The organism is Natronorubrum thiooxidans, assembly GCF_900156475.1.
GTDB lineage: Archaea > Halobacteriota > Halobacteria > Halobacteriales > Natrialbaceae > Natronorubrum > Natronorubrum thiooxidans.
On the sequence record NZ_FTNR01000016.1, the window covers coordinates 1 to 13,916 of the forward strand.

12 protein-coding genes are annotated in these 13,916 nt (G+C 56.3%); 6 read left to right on the forward strand and 6 right to left on the reverse strand.

Features of this window, described 5'->3' with window-relative positions; all coding sequences use genetic code 11:
• Window positions 1–118 precede the first annotated feature (118 nt).
• The 4 genes from BW940_RS17540 to BW940_RS17550 all read left to right on the forward strand — a co-directional run bounded on the left by BW940_RS17540 (window position 119) and on the right by BW940_RS17550 (window position 2,493).
• Window positions 119–973 (forward strand): transposase, encoded by an 855-nt coding sequence (locus tag BW940_RS17540; protein ID WP_268875560.1) that lies wholly within the window; start codon window positions 119–121, stop codon window positions 971–973.
• Window positions 974–1,277: 304 nt separating this feature from the next.
• Window positions 1,278–1,493, forward strand: a complete 216-nt coding sequence (locus BW940_RS17545) for a hypothetical protein (protein WP_076610505.1) — start codon at window positions 1,278–1,280, stop codon at window positions 1,491–1,493.
• A 456-nt stretch (window positions 1,494–1,949) separates the two neighbouring features.
• Window positions 1,950–2,102 carry a DUF7837 family putative zinc-binding protein gene (locus tag BW940_RS22695; RefSeq protein ID WP_449406683.1) on the forward strand — a complete coding sequence of 51 codons (153 nt, stop codon included), beginning with the start codon at window positions 1,950–1,952 and terminating at the stop codon, window positions 2,100–2,102.
• 163 nt (window positions 2,103–2,265) lie between these two features.
• Window positions 2,266–2,493: a hypothetical protein gene (locus tag BW940_RS17550; RefSeq protein WP_076610506.1), complete on the forward strand. Its 228-nt coding sequence runs from the start codon at window positions 2,266–2,268 to the stop codon at window positions 2,491–2,493.
• Between the two features lie 71 nt (window positions 2,494–2,564).
• Here the strand turns inward: BW940_RS17550 and BW940_RS22420 are convergent, their stop codons facing one another.
• The 3 genes from BW940_RS22420 to BW940_RS17565 all read right to left on the reverse strand — a co-directional run bounded on the left by BW940_RS22420 (window position 2,565) and on the right by BW940_RS17565 (window position 4,204).
• Window positions 2,565–2,924 carry an RPA12/RPB9/RPC11 RNA polymerase family protein gene (locus tag BW940_RS22420; RefSeq protein ID WP_076610507.1) on the reverse strand — a complete coding sequence of 120 codons (360 nt, stop codon included), beginning with the start codon at window positions 2,922–2,924 and terminating at the stop codon, window positions 2,565–2,567.
• Between the two features lie 159 nt (window positions 2,925–3,083).
• Window positions 3,084–3,812 (reverse strand): hypothetical protein, encoded by a 729-nt coding sequence (locus BW940_RS17560; RefSeq protein ID WP_076610508.1) that lies wholly within the window; start codon window positions 3,810–3,812, stop codon window positions 3,084–3,086.
• Window positions 3,813–3,916: 104 nt separating this feature from the next.
• The gene (locus tag BW940_RS17565) at window positions 3,917–4,204 is read right to left on the reverse strand and encodes a PadR family transcriptional regulator (RefSeq protein ID WP_076610509.1); all 288 of its coding nucleotides are present in this window, start codon (window positions 4,202–4,204) and stop codon (window positions 3,917–3,919) included.
• 189 nt (window positions 4,205–4,393) lie between these two features.
• On the opposite strand from BW940_RS17565, the gene BW940_RS17570 reads away from it, so the two are divergent.
• Window positions 4,394–5,062 carry a hypothetical protein gene (locus tag BW940_RS17570; RefSeq protein WP_235847839.1) on the forward strand — a complete coding sequence of 223 codons (669 nt, stop codon included), beginning with the start codon at window positions 4,394–4,396 and terminating at the stop codon, window positions 5,060–5,062.
• A gap of 766 nt (window positions 5,063–5,828) precedes the next feature.
• Here the strand turns inward: BW940_RS17570 and BW940_RS17575 are convergent.
• Window positions 5,829–6,098 carry a hypothetical protein gene (locus BW940_RS17575; protein WP_076610511.1) on the reverse strand — a complete coding sequence of 90 codons (270 nt, stop codon included), beginning with the start codon at window positions 6,096–6,098 and terminating at the stop codon, window positions 5,829–5,831.
• Window positions 6,099–6,250: 152 nt separating this feature from the next.
• Here BW940_RS17575 and BW940_RS22540 point away from each other — a divergent pair, with 152 nt between their 5' ends.
• On the forward strand, window positions 6,251–6,553 hold the full coding sequence (locus BW940_RS22540) for a hypothetical protein (RefSeq protein WP_394329408.1): 303 nt from the start codon (window positions 6,251–6,253) through the stop codon (window positions 6,551–6,553).
• Between the two features lie 147 nt (window positions 6,554–6,700).
• On the opposite strand, the gene BW940_RS17585 is transcribed toward BW940_RS22540, so the two are convergent.
• Entirely contained in the window at window positions 6,701–10,327 is a 3,627-nt protein-coding gene (locus BW940_RS17585) for a UvrD-helicase domain-containing protein (RefSeq protein WP_076610512.1), read from the reverse strand.
• Window positions 10,320–13,496: a PD-(D/E)XK nuclease family protein gene (locus BW940_RS17590; RefSeq protein WP_084776804.1), complete on the reverse strand. Its 3,177-nt coding sequence runs from the start codon at window positions 13,494–13,496 to the stop codon at window positions 10,320–10,322. Before BW940_RS17590 ends, BW940_RS17585 begins: the two co-directional genes overlap by 8 nt.
• Window positions 13,497–13,916: the final 420 nt, after the last annotated feature.

Consider the following 13,916-nt stretch of genomic DNA (forward strand, 5'->3'; position numbering starts at 1 on the left):
TCGAGCGTCTTGCGATCTTCGTCGCTGAGCTCAACAATGTACTTCTTCGCTCCCATTTGGTAAGAGACGCGCTCAGAGAAGATACGTTAGACGTTCACTGTTGAAGCTACACTTAGAGGTGGGTCGGGCAGAGGTTGTGTATCGAGAGGGCGTGTACTACCTACACGTCCCGATACGACACCCCATCACAATCGACACCGCAAACGAAGCGGAGTCAATTATCGCCATCGACATCAACGAACGCAACATCACCACCACCGTTCTTGACAGGGAGTCGAGTGAGACACTCGCACAGCTCACGCTTGATTACGGCCAAGTCAAGCAGAATCGCCAGCGATACTACGACATTAAACGTCGCTGTCAAGAACACGACAAACACAGTGAGGTTCACCGAATCGGGAACCACGTGGAGAACTTTACTGAGTGGACGCTACACCGACTCAGCAAAGTCATCGAACACTACGTCCAATGGTTCCCAAACCCTGTCGTGGTGTTCGAATCGCTCGAAGGCATTCGCAACGACATCGACTATGGCACGTATATGAACCGCAGGTTGCATAAGCTGCCGTTCCACGAGTTCGAACGCCAGGTCACGTACAAAGCTCACCGGCACGGTGCTCCAGTTGAGCATGTCGAGTCTGAGTATAACTCACAGCGTTGCTCGATGTGTGGCGAGAAAGGCCTTCGTAACGGTGGGAGGTTCACGTGTCAGAACGATGTGTGTGCTCTCGAGCAAGATCATAGTGATCGGAATGCGTCGGTGAATGCTGCGGTGCGATGGATTGCGAAAACAGAGACTGGCGATGACAGTCATAGCAGTGCGGATAACTACCGGCCTCGCAAAACCCCGCCTCAAGTACGGGTGCGCCGGGTCGGGTCGGGACGCCACAGCACCACCTCTTGTGGTGCGGTGGATGTAAACCGTCCAACCTCATCCCGTTCCATCGCGGAACAGGGAGTGCTTCACAGCTAAACTTGAGGGAATTACAAAAGCCGCGGGCCACCGCGCCCGCGGTCGTTTACGTTTGCCAAAGACACTGGACACAGTGGGGTGGGTGTGTCCCTCGTTTTCTTCCACTAAATTCCAGTATCGCATTATTCATTTCCATTGGGTTCTACGATCGATGGCCAGATGAACGTACGGCCGTATTCCCCTCTTTTGACCTCACCGTCTTTTTTTGATTTCTTTCAATCGGTGACGGGCGGTGTTTCGATGGCAGTCAGTTTCCTCGGCAACGCATGGTCATGAGTACAACAACTTTGTGTCCCCCAAAGGGGTGGGGACTCGAACAGAGTCTGCCGCAGCAACCCATGAGACAAAGGAACTCAACGCGACCAAAGACCGTGTCGGCGAACTCCAAGCACGCGAACTCGAGAAGGGCGCGCATCTCCTCGAGGAGCACATCGACGAGAGCGAGATCGATGTCGTGGATGGCCGCCTCGAACGCATTCGCAAAGACGACGGTGAGCGCTACTTTCGACTCTTAGGGTGAACAGACGAAACGTACTCTCCGTCTCTCTGGATACTGCTTCACTCTCTGAAAGAACAGACGAAACGTACTCTCTATCTTCTTCTATTATTTGTTACTTAGTCGAAAATTCTGTTGTAACGGACGAACTGTACTCTCTCTGGACCTCACTTGGATATTGAAATTCCAAAGGGACTCATAACGGATCGCCAGTAGCGTCGTCTCGCCATCCTGTCGTCAACGTTGCAGCACCCAGTGATTGATCCTTAGGACAGACGCTTCGATCCCCGGTGAGATGACAGGCTCGAATGGAGAAAGCGCTGGGCACAGCTGACGTCCACGGTTAGCCACCGTCTATTTTCAGTTTCACCGTGGTTGGATCGCCTATATGTGCATCCAAATACTATTCTGCTTGTAGAGGGAGTACCCACATCATCCCTGTCACAGTCACACGCTCCCTCCCTATCACCTTCATCAACCATGTCCGCGACGAACCCTCCGTCTCTCGGTACGTGTCCGTTCTGCCAGGCCGAGATCACGACTCTCAACGTGATCCTTGAGTATGAGACAGATATGGGACCGGCCGTATACGCTGAGTGCCCAGAGTGTCTCGACGTTGTAAACCCGGAGTGATCTACGTATGGTATTTGAAGGTGTGGATCGGTTGAAGGACTTGGTGAACCGGCCAGAAGTCGTGTACGAGTGCCGGCGCTGTGGCACCACTGTCGACAGCAATACTGAGACCTGTCCTGCCTGCGGTGCAGACGCGATCATCCAATATCAGATATCCTGACCGATGAACGCAGAATATGGTCCGGTCCTGGACATTGTAGCGGAGAACCCGGGGACCACCCTCGAGGAAATTACGGAGCTGGAAGCTGATCACGGCGTCATTGACACGGATATCCCGGATGTCCTCTCAGTGGCGGTCAGCAACGACGATCTTCTCGAGTTTGACGACCGGTACTGGGTGATGCGGAAAGGCAAGTACAGGTTCCACCGGTACGATCATCCGGAAACCTAATTCATAGGGGTGTGACCATCTCTGTCCTATGCCTGTGCGATCTCCGATCTCATCACCTGTATATAAATCAGCTACCCGTCGCTGCGCCACTTGTGGCCGCATCGGGTGCAGCGGAACAGTCGTGTCTCCGGTTCGTCGGCCGATCGGGTTTGATGTAGCCGCCACTCGGCTTCGTTGTATCCACAACGGGGACAGATCTCGTTAATCGTCGGCAGGTACAGGGCATCCTCCGGGACGAATCGAGACGAATCCTGTTGCTGCGATGTGGTTGTCGTGAACTCGAAGTTGGTGTCGGTGGCGGGTTGTCCGCATCCTTGTCGGCATTGCCAGCCGTCATGACCGGGTAATCGGTAGCTGCCGCAGGTGCAGAACACCGGGCCGGTATCGGATGATGCGTTCTCGGGATGATCACGGCGGATGTTTCGGGTCATCGGCACCACAGACTACACAGCACATACCTAACATCTCATAAGATAATTTATACTTCTGGTGGTTCGCCGTGTCCGTGGTGGATCGCCGTCACCGTAGTCATCCGAATGTTCGGATAGCAGATTGAGGAGGAAGAAAAACGATTTCACCGTCTTGACCGATCAGGCAAGTTCCTCGTCAAGAACGCGCTTGACCACCTTTGTTTTGGATTGCCTTTCAACCTCTTCTTCAAGGTTTTCAGATAGTTCGAAACAGTCACTGAGGGTTTTATCCGGGTCTTGTGCGATTTCGCCCCACCACTTGTCCTCGTCATCTGCTAGTATGAAGAGGAAGGTACGTACCCGGTCTTTTTCGGTCTCTTCATCGATGATCCGATTGTACTTGTAGATCTGGCCCAGCACCTTGTTTTTCGAGAGGTTCTCCGCGATCTTTGACTCGATTAGATAGCACTTGCCGGTCGGAGTGTGCTCGACGTACAGGTCGAACTTCGTTCGGGTGTGATCGTGGATACTGTGTTCCCGATACACCTTGTAGTCATCTCCGAACTCGTTGCGGAGCGCGCCATACATCTGCATCGACACCAGACGTTCACGCGGCCGTTCATCACCACATATCGGCGTCTGTAACAACACATGCTTGATCCGGGTCTCCGGTAGATTCGGGCTTCCTCGGAGGACCTCGTTATGGATCTGTCGGACCAGCTGGTCAAACGAGATGTCGCCGTCCTCGACAGATGTCCGTGCGGAGTTACGGATTCGTTTGGAGAACTCTGTTTCTGCCTTTTCAGGTGACTGTACGTTACACCAGTCGCAGCGGCGGCGAATCGCCCGTAACTCGCTTTCATCCAGTGTATCGAGAACTCGGTACAGTCCGTGCCATGGACTCGCCATATAATTTTCGCGCTCACCGCAAAAATATAGCTCTGTGGGAATTATCGCAGTGCTGTCGTACGATTTCCTATCCTGCCCATTTCAAAGCTGAGAGAGGATAGAGTTTACTCGGAGAGGAGGTCTTCCACGTATTGTTGTTCCCAGTCACGACGGGCTTCGATCTCTCGAGTGCCACGACGGGTCACCGAGTACACGTTTGTGCGGCGGTCGGCCTCCCCTTTTTCGATTAATCCTTTGTCGACGAGCGTGTCGAGGTTCGGGTAGAGACGGCCGTGGTGGATCTCTTTCTCGTAGTAGTTCTCGAGTTCTTCCTTAATCGCTAGGCCGTGCGGCTCCTCCAGTCCAGCGGTAACGTATAGCAGGTCGCGCTGGAATCCGGTCAGATCGTACATATCAGAACTCATGGCTATCATCCGCTTAAGGGTAGTGATGAGTGAACAGGGTAGGAAAGAGAAGTCCAGATCAAGTGAGGGTACCGAGATTCTGTAACGATCTTCCTACTCTTCCCTTGAATTCCCTTTAATTATGGATAGACAGGGAAACCAACGTAATAGTTATCCATATAGGAGATATTGACTGTAGTGGAGACAATAATGACGCAAACACCTGACGTCCCCGACGACCTTGATCCTGAACAGGTCAAGCAGTACGTGAAGAGCCTCCCAGAAGAGGAACGCGAAGAACTCCTGATGGAAGTCCAGACAGAGGATGTATATCCCGTTGTCAACTGGGCGCCGAATCCTGCAGCGGTTAAAGCCACGTTCAACTTCATCGCAGACAACGGCACGGTCACCTACGAGGAGCTGCGTCAGCACCTCGTTGATCTCGACTACGCTGATACCGATGAAGGAAAGTACAACTTCGGGATCGTCTCGATCGAAGACGACGACCCCATCTTCAACACGACCGGTAGCCGGGAAGCTGACACCGAGATCTCATTGACACCGATCGGTGAGAATATCGCCAGCGTGTTCGACGAAAGCGAGAATATTCGGCCTGTTGAGCGGGCATTGCTGTGCGGTCTCCAACCCTACGGCAGCGGGTTCACGTATCTGTCGCTGCTGGAGGAACACCGCGAAGATGGTATCCTCCGTCAGGATTTGGAAGACGCAATGGTGGACCAGTTCGGCGGGAAGGGTAAATACTTCACCGGCTATTTCACCTCTTGGTATGCGAAACTCGGATTGCTCGAGAAAGAGCGGGTCGGCCGGAAGAAGAAATTCCATCCGAACTTCCCCGAGGCCTGGTGAAGTTGGTCCGCTAGTAATCGCTGTCAGTTATCAGTTCTATCTGCCACGGTCTGAACTGAGAGAGACATAAATTGAGGATTGAAGCACCACTAAGCGGTTGGATCCTATTTTTGAATCTAGATCGGATTATCAATAATCTCAATAGATCTCGGATGTGCCTCGAGTGGCGTCTGAGGGGAGTGGGACAGCTGGTCGCAGGTTCCGCGAGCCGTTCGGCGTGAGGCGTCGGGCTCACGATCGTGGGTGAGGCCGACTGTCTCGAGAGGTCGTTCGGTGTGTGATTACACTCGGTGCGAGGGGTGATGTCCGGCACCCCGTCTGAGGCTGGCTCCCTCGAGAGGTCGTTAGTAGCAGCTACTAACAATCAAAAACTGTCACTTATTTTAGAATGGTTATAAACGAACTCGAAACCGACACGGAAGAGCTCGAGAAGACCGCGCTTGCCGACTTCGTCTGATGGCGCTGGTGAACCGTTAGACTGCGTCGGGTTGCAGTGTCTCGCTCTCTTCCTGAGATCGGCCAATCGGTTCGTTATCGACGGATTCCTCAAGGTTGCAGTCACGACCGTTCCAAGATGACGCCTTAAGCGATGTACTCTCCGGCGGTTGGTCGCTGCCGTCTAGTGATTCACCAGAGCCTTATGTGGTCAAGAGGTCCGATGCCACATCGATTACTCGCGAGACGAGTTTCTTTGCGTAGGTCTCACCCGTCTCAAACTCCTGGCGTCGAATCCAGTGTTTCAGATCCCTCGCTTTTACAGGGGAATCTATCTGTCGCTTTTGTACGTCTTCCCCTCTATGTTATCTAACCATTCTTCGATTTCTGCCATTTCGAAGCCGGCGGATGTGACATATTCTATGTAAGTTCCACACTCCTCGCCTGCTCCGTAGTAGTCATAGAGTTCACGAGCTGTGTTCAAACAGACCTTTGCCATTAAATCTGGATTTGCATCGTCCTGGATTCCTTTCACCATTAGTTTGTTGATTAGTATTACAAACTCTTCTTCGGCTGATTTCTCTTGATTTGTGTCTGCCATGGTTTATTGCCGGCCGGATCCGGCATGACCGCTCATGCCTCGTCATCAGTTAATAAATCAACGACCTAATCAACTCGTCAGATTGACAAACGAGATATAAAATGCATCGTCAACATAACTCCGAGTCCTCACGGCGAGGATAGGAGTAACAGCTGTGTGGTGGTTCGAGAGACGGAGTCTCTCGTCATCACGAAAATCGGAGATTTTCGAACGATACAGCCTTCGACACGACCTGTTCTCTCGTGCGAAACGTCCCGCTTTCGCGGTCGGACAGTGCGTGGAAGTGTCGATGGGACCGGCATCCGAACGCACACAACTCACGAGATCACTTCCATCCGCCACCAACCGCGATCCGCACTGACGCGAAGAATGCTCAGTGGCCGGATGACCATCTCGACGTGAGCCGCCTCGTTCTTGATCGGATCGAGGAGCGCATCGAGATGCTGTGGAAGTAGCAGTGATGTTTTGGATATCCCTCGGCGTTGACGAGACACTTCGGGCCACGTTCGTACACCAGAAGTCAGAGATTCCTGGGGACGCTGTATCCTCTCCCTGCTCGCGCCTTCGGAACTCGCCGAAGAAGGGGATTTCAGCGTCTCGATTCAGCTAACCAGCGATCGGAGTTCATCCTCGAGAGCTGTGATCTGCGACGGGTCCCAGTCGAACGATTCTGTCACACTACCGTCGGTGAATCGTAGCGTCGCGCGCACACTCCGAGACGAATCGTGCTGGAAGAGCGCCAGTGCATACGACAGCAGCTGCGGCCGATAATGGGCTGCAAGTTCCTCAGTGGGTGTCGCGGAAACGTCGTTTGTCTTGTAGTCGATGATATGATACCGGTCAGGTGTGACGAGAAGCCGGTCGATGTCACCAACGATCCTGTGCTTGTCGAGTCGAGCAACAACGGAGTACTCGTCGTACGTATGCTCGATCTCTGCCGCCGCTTCGACATCGTCAACGAATGCGATCGCATCAGTTGCGTGGCTTTTCGCTGCCTCGATGTCAGCCTCAGTCGGCTCGTCGCCGGCTATTTGACTGATGCGCTCGATCGTCGCTTCCCAGTCGCTTCGTGGCGGCCGCAACTCCGCAAGACGATGGATGACAGTCCCAAAGGTCGTCGGTTCCAACCCAGTAGCAGTCCGCTCAAAGGAATCGCGTGACGCTGGTCGCGCGACGGTGTCGCCGACGAGGGCCGTCGCAGAAACCCGCGTCCCAGACTCGCGTTCTGGCGGTGAAGGAAGCGTTATTTCGGGCAACGACGCGTCGGACGGAGGTTCATCACGCCACTCGACCGGACGTGGTGGTGACCGAACCGTGTAGGCTACGTCACCAATCTGTTCAGTTGTAGCTCCGGTCTCGAATGCGTGTACGAGTGTCTCCTCGCCATCCAATAGAAGCGGCTGCAACCAATCTCGCCATCGGTCTGCTTCGTCAAACGCGGCGGGCTCTGCAAGAGACACTGTCTCGTCCGCTGCCCCCAGTTCGATCTCGTGTGTCCCACAGAGCAGGAGATGATCACGTGTTCTGGTGCAAGCGACATAGAGGAGCCGTTTCGCCTCTGCTCGTTCTTGTGGCTGGGTGATGCGAGCAGCATACTCGTGGGCGGCAGTCTTCTCGACGGAGAACGCGTCGTCAGGGTCCGGTCCACCGACCGCAGGAATCGGTGGCGCCGCATCTGTATCATCGACGAGTTGAACGTACCCGTACTCGTCGATACTCCGCCCGAAGTTGAGCTTGCTACCGAGATCGGGGACTGTGACGATCGGGAACTCCAGTCCCTTCGCCGTATGGATCGTCATGATTCGGACGCCGTCAGCGTCGCCGGGAACGTCTGCTTCACCCTCACGCGGATCCAATTTGGCCTGACGATCGATCCGGTGAAGGAGTTCGGCAGTTGTTTGAACCCCACTCTCGCTCCACGTTCGCACCTGATCTCGAAACTTCTCGACGTTTGCGACGGCCTGTCGACCGCGCTCGTCGGCGCTTACACTTGCAAGATATCCAGTCTCGTTGATTACGCGCGAGAGCAGTCGATGCCACGGGAGGACGCCGTCCTCGCCGGGCGTCGAACACCCGCTGAGTGTTCGCCACGCCGTCAGCAAGTCGTACGCGTCTGCGAGCTGTGGGTCGTCTGTCTCCTCGAGAGCTTCCCAGACGGAATTGGCATCGGCGACCGCTGGTGCGAGTCGATCATCCGTGAAACCGAATATCGGTGACCGAAGGACACCGTACAGCGAGACATCGTCAGTCGGGTCTCCAAGGGCACGGAATAGATTCGTTAGGGCCTGAATCTCAGGCGTGTCGTAGAATCCAGTACCACCAACGACCGTGTACGGAATGTCGTACTCCTCGAGGGCCCGTTGGTACCGATCCAGATGTGTGCGCCGCCGGAGGAGAATCGCCACGTCGTCGGGCGTCGCCGCCCGTTTCTCACCGTTGTCTTGGTCCTGTATCTGTGGCGGATCATCGAAAAGCTGGGTCAACCGTGCAGCGAGTGCCTGCGCTTCGGCTTCGATCGAGTGATCACGCGCTCCCTCAGCGACTGGATGCGCGTCGCCAAGCAGCGTTGCGGCCGTCTCGTCGTCGTCGGGAATGACCAGATATTCGACGTGTCCGTCAAGCCCCTGAACGTCATCGAGCCGGTCCCGTTCCATCGTGAGCTGCTGGGGGGTTGCTTCGAATGACTCGTGCGCCGCACCGGCCGGCTGGAAGAGGTACTCGAACACCTCGTTGCAAAAGGACAGTGGGTCGTCGAGCGTCCGGAAGTTCCCCGAGAGTTCAAGCGACGTCGGATGCACAGCGTCACTGTCAGGAACTTCGTCGAGTCCGAGTGCCGCGTTAGCCATCTGGAGTTCGTCACGTGCAGCACCGAAAGTGGTGACGTCTGCGCCACGGAACCCGTAGATGCTCTGTTTCTCGTCACCGACCAAGAACGCGTTCGTCGCAGTCCCGTCGTCAAGCCCAGTCAGCAGCTTGACCAGCTCCCATTGGCGCGGGTCGGTGTCTTGGAACTCATCGACCATCACCGACGAAAACGTGTCCTGTATCCGCTCCCGGACGTGATCGGTTTCGTCGAGGAATCTGATTGTCGTCTCGATTAGATCAGTGAAATCGAGCGTCTCCCGGCGATGTTTCTCCTCCGTATAGTGCTCCAAGACGTCGTCGAAAACTCGGAGCAACGCGAACACGTAGGGTGCGCTGTTCTCCTCGAGGTCACCCGGCGTGGTCTCGACGTCGTCCTCGTATGGTTCGACGGCATCGATCACCGCGTCGACAGTGGTTTTCAGCTCATCGTAGACCGATGCATGGTCACCCCACGCGTCACGATCGCCGACCACGTAGCCAGAACTGCTGTAGAGGCCACCGCGTTTCTTCTCACAGGCTTCATAGAGGTCGACCACGGCTTGCTGGCAGGCACGGGAATCAGTCGCCGCTGAAGTGTCCGGGAGCCGAGCAGCGACGTCGGTGAATGTCTTGAACGCCTGGAGGCCATCCTCGTCGCCCACACCGTGGTCAGCAGGGAGTCGACCCTGTAGCTCGCGGAGCTGTGCGAGCAGTCCGTTGTCGTAGAGCGTGGCTCGCGCCTCATCGGCATCGAGTTCGCACGCCACGTCCCAGAGTACGTCGAGATAGTCGTCGACGGCTTTGTCCTGCCAGTGCTCGAGAACCCGTTCGCTCCGCGGGCGATCAGCAAGGAGCGCTGCAAGCACGGAGAGCAACTGGTTGCGCCCCCAAAGTTGGGCGAGAAACCGTACGTCGTCGGCTGCCTGATTGCGGTCGAGATACTCTGTGACGACTTCACGTTGCAGGACGGATGCGCCGTCTTCATCAAGCACGTCGAATCCAAGCGGAACGGGCGCCTCGACAGCGTGCTCCCGAAGCAACCGGGTACAGAACGCGTGGATCGTGTGGACGTAGCCGTTCTCGAGTTCGTCGAGTACCGCACGCCATCGGTGGTATTCGTCGTCAGACTCGACGGCGGCAAGCCGATCGTACACTTCCTCACGAACACGCTCGGTCAGTTCGGCGGCTGCTTTCCGCGTAAACGTGATCGTGACGATATTCTCGGGCGTCACGTCCGGGTTCTCCTCCAAGACGCGCACGTACCGTTCGGCCAACGTCGTCGTCTTTCCGGTTCCGGCGCCGGCGGTAATCGCCACGTTTCGATCGAGAACCAGTGCGTCCTGCTGTTCGGCGGTCAATTGAATCTCGTCGTTATCCTCAGTCATTGCTCATCACCTCCTCGAGGTCGGTGTCATCCTGTACGCGCAACGGAACGTACGCAGCATCATCCGTGGACGCTTCATCACGACGGTCGCGTTTTCGATGGTGGCGGACGTCACAGCTGCGTTGATACTCACAGTACGTGCAGTTGGCTTCGCGTTCGGACAGCAACGTCGTGTGGAAGCGCCCGTTTGCGATGGCATCGTCGATTGCCCCGAGTCGTCTCGGAACAACGTCCTGGAGGAACTGCCGGAGTTCGGCCTGTGAATCGAACTTCGACTCGACACCACGCCGAATACGGACATCGTTCGGCGGGCGGGCCTGATAATAGGTCGCTGCAAGATCAGCCTCGTCCAGCGCTTCCTCGAGGACTCCGTCCGCTGCGAGCAAGTAGATCGGGAGCTGAAACTTCGTTCCGCCCGTCGTCGTGGTCATGTAGGGAGCGCGGCCAGTCTTGTAGTCGTACAGCGTCAGCCGAGTCCCGTCCTCGCCTCGGGCCACGTCGATGCGGTCGATATAGCCTCGAATGGACACCGTCGATCCGTCCGGGCGCTGTACTTCGAACGGCCCCGTCTCCGAATCGGGAAGGCCGTCACCGAATGGTTTCTCGAACCATGTGGGTCGATCGTCTCCGCCTCGAGAGCGCTCTTGCTCGAGAAACGCCGCGAACAGACCTTTTTCGGGCGCCTCGTGTGGCCGGTGACTTTCGGCGTATGGATTCGACGCCTTGTCAGCGAGCCCAGCGAACAGTTCCGTCAGCCAGCGCTCATAGAACAGGCCGTCGTAGTCTAACTCGGCAGCATCGAGTTCGTCCAACGCGACAGCAAGCAGGTGCTGTTCGAGTTCCTCGGGATCATATGCGCTGAGATCGACGCCACTGCTGCTGTCTTGCTGTAGATCCGCGTAGAAGCGTTCGAAGACGTCGTGAACGTAGCTGCCCGTCTCCAAGGGATCGGGCGTCACGGCGATGTCGTCGGGATCTTCGATCTCGAGGATATTCTCGGCGAAGAATTTGAAGCCACACTCGACGTACCGCTCGAGTCGACTGGCGCTGTACGGTTCGCGATCTGCTGCTGGATACACGTCGGCGACAGTGTCCGGTTCGAGGACGCCATCGTGTGGTGTAAGTCCGGTCTGGCGGCGGTTTTCGGCACAGGCCACCCCTCGGTCGACTCGCGTCGTCTGTTCATGAGAGAAGTCACCGCGTTTGCCGGCATGATCGATCGCTGCCCGACGGTCATCACAGTCGGCAACGTGTCGCTGCAGGTCTTCCCGTGCGCCAATACGCTCGTCAACGCCAGTGGTCGGTTCGACCCCCGTCACCCGTTGGAGTTCGTCGAGGACTGGTGAGCGAACGACCGCCGAATCGTCGGCTCCGGTGTTTGGCGTCGTTAGCGTGACTTCGTCGACGTTTGCCAGTAGCGTCGCAAAGAGGTACCGACCGCGGAGTCGCTCGTCGGCGGTATCCAGCCGTGGATGGGCATCGGTCATCTCCTCGAAGAAGGCCGGCCGTTCCGGTGTCGATGGGAAGTGTTCGGCTGTCATCCCGACGACGAACACTTTCTCGAACGCTCGCATCCGTGCGTCCAGCATCCCGATAACCTCGACGCAGCTCCCTGCAGCAGTCTGTGGGAGTCGGACTGGGATACCATCGAACGCGCGTGTGAGCAGCGCCAGCGGTGACAGGTCACTCGACGCATCCTGCAGCGAGTCGAACGACTGGAGTACCTCGTCGATGAGGGCGTATCCACGGCGCTCGAGTACTCGGTCGGTCTCGTTCGCATACTCATCGATCGCATCGTCGATGCCCAGTCGATCGTCCAAGAGCTGGCGAAGCGTCTCGATTGCCGTCTCGAGGTCGCTTGTCCGGAGTGACTCGAGCGTGTCGAGTAAATCCCGAATCGGTCGTTCGATATCGCTCTCGAGTTCGCCGAGCATCGCCTCGAGCGCGACAGTATCCCGTCGACGGGTTGCCGCTGTGACGGCACTGGTTTGCTCCGATGAGAGCAGATCAGTCAGTGGATTAGCGAGCAACGAGGCGAGGTCGTCAGCCCGTGGGTCGGGTTCGGCAAGCGCGAGGAGATTGTGAACGATCTTCCCGGTATAGGTTCGGTCTAGCCGTGATGCAGCTGTACTGGTGTACGGGATATCGAACGTCTCGAACGTGTCCTCAACGGAGCCAGCGTACGCCTCAGTCCCCGGAATGACGACTGCAACATCGTCCGGATCACGCCCGTTTGCGAGCTCGCTTCGAAGTTCACGAGCCACAAAGCGAACCTCTCGTTCGGGCGTTGGCAACTCGCGCCACAACAGATGCTCCAGATCATCGACTGGATCTGGGTCAGGGCGATACAGTCCCATCGTGACGTCGGTTAACGGGGTTTCCGGTGTTTCGACCTGTTCGCGTTCGAACCCGAGCGCCTCGTACGTTTTTAGCGTCTCCGTTGTGACGGCGTCGACGCCGCCCTTCCCGGACTGGTGAAGCGGGAGGAGAGCAATCGTGTCGAACGCCTCAGTGATTTGTTCGAGCAGCGCACGTTCGACCGGTCGGAATTCGTAGTAGCCAGACAGAATGACGACGTCCACTTCTGGTGCGAGCGTTGTCAGTGATTGCTCCGTTTCGGCAACTGTGCGGATGAGTTCGCCCCGGGTGTGCGTCCAGTCGGCGATGTGCTCTCGCTGTAGTGTTTTGTAGTGCCGGTACACGTCGGTCGTTGCCGTCGCAATGCGATCGTCGAGTGGTGAGTCATCGAACTCGGAGGCGAGTTCGGCTGCCGTGGTCAGTCCAGCCTCGTCGAACAACGAAAACCGCGTACTGAACGCGTCTGCGAGTGCTGCCGACGCTGACTCATCGGTCAGCGCGTTCGCTTCGTCGGCGGTACCAGCATCGAGCGCGTACTCAGTGAGTCGGCGATTCGCTTGTCCGGCGAGTCGCGTTGCTGGTCCCTCGAGTTGCTCGTACCACTCGTGGACGACTGCATCGAGCGTTTCTGTGCGCAGTCGGAGGGGCTGGTGCGTCTCGGCCCACGTGTCTTCGACCGAGCTGCGACGAGCGTCATTGCGAGGAATGTACAAAATGCTCCCGGGAGCATCTCCTGCAGTTCTCTCAGCGATATTGAACGCTCGAGTCTCCAAGTCTCGGTGTCGGGGCCCAGTCAGAAGCGTCGAATCCATCGAATATACTGTATGGCCACACGACAGGCACTTTAACTTTCGGCCATAGTAAACCGCCAAACTGCGTCGGTTTCTGGCGTCTTGCTGTTTTTTTGAGGGCGTCAAATCGGGTTCGCTACCGCCAGATTCCTCAAGGTTACAGTCACGTTCGTTCCAGCGAGATGTCTTGAGAAGTATATACCCTTCCGATCGGTCGCGGTCGTCTAGTGGTTTACCAGAGCCTTACTGATTGGAAGTAGATTTCATCCACCACATAAATATATGAATTATAATAAACCCTCCAGCGGCAAAGGATTATAATAGTGGACTATCTCTGGTGAGATGTGGTGAAAATCAAACCAGCCTAAATGGTAGATAGAAGCCCTCTCGAGCCACTACCCATTGAATTGTAGTATGGCTCGACAACTACAGGACGATTAA

Coding starts and splice junctions, on each gene's coding strand:
- BW940_RS17560 (WP_076610508.1), bottom strand. CDS start 3,812: ATGGCGAGTCCATGGCACGGACTGTACCGAGTTCTCGATACACTGGAT.
- BW940_RS22695 (WP_449406683.1), top strand. CDS start 1,950: ATGTCCGCGACGAACCCTCCGTCTCTCGGTACGTGTCCGTTCTGCCAG.
- BW940_RS17590 (WP_084776804.1), bottom strand. CDS start 13,496: ATGGATTCGACGCTTCTGACTGGGCCCCGACACCGAGACTTGGAGACT.
- BW940_RS17550 (WP_076610506.1), top strand. CDS start 2,266: ATGAACGCAGAATATGGTCCGGTCCTGGACATTGTAGCGGAGAACCCG.
- BW940_RS22420 (WP_076610507.1), bottom strand. CDS start 2,924: ATGACCCGAAACATCCGCCGTGATCATCCCGAGAACGCATCATCCGAT.
- BW940_RS17565 (WP_076610509.1), bottom strand. CDS start 4,204: ATGTACGATCTGACCGGATTCCAGCGCGACCTGCTATACGTTACCGCT.
- BW940_RS17585 (WP_076610512.1), bottom strand. CDS start 10,327: ATGACTGAGGATAACGACGAGATTCAATTGACCGCCGAACAGCAGGAC.
- BW940_RS17575 (WP_076610511.1), bottom strand. CDS start 6,098: ATGGCAGACACAAATCAAGAGAAATCAGCCGAAGAAGAGTTTGTAATA.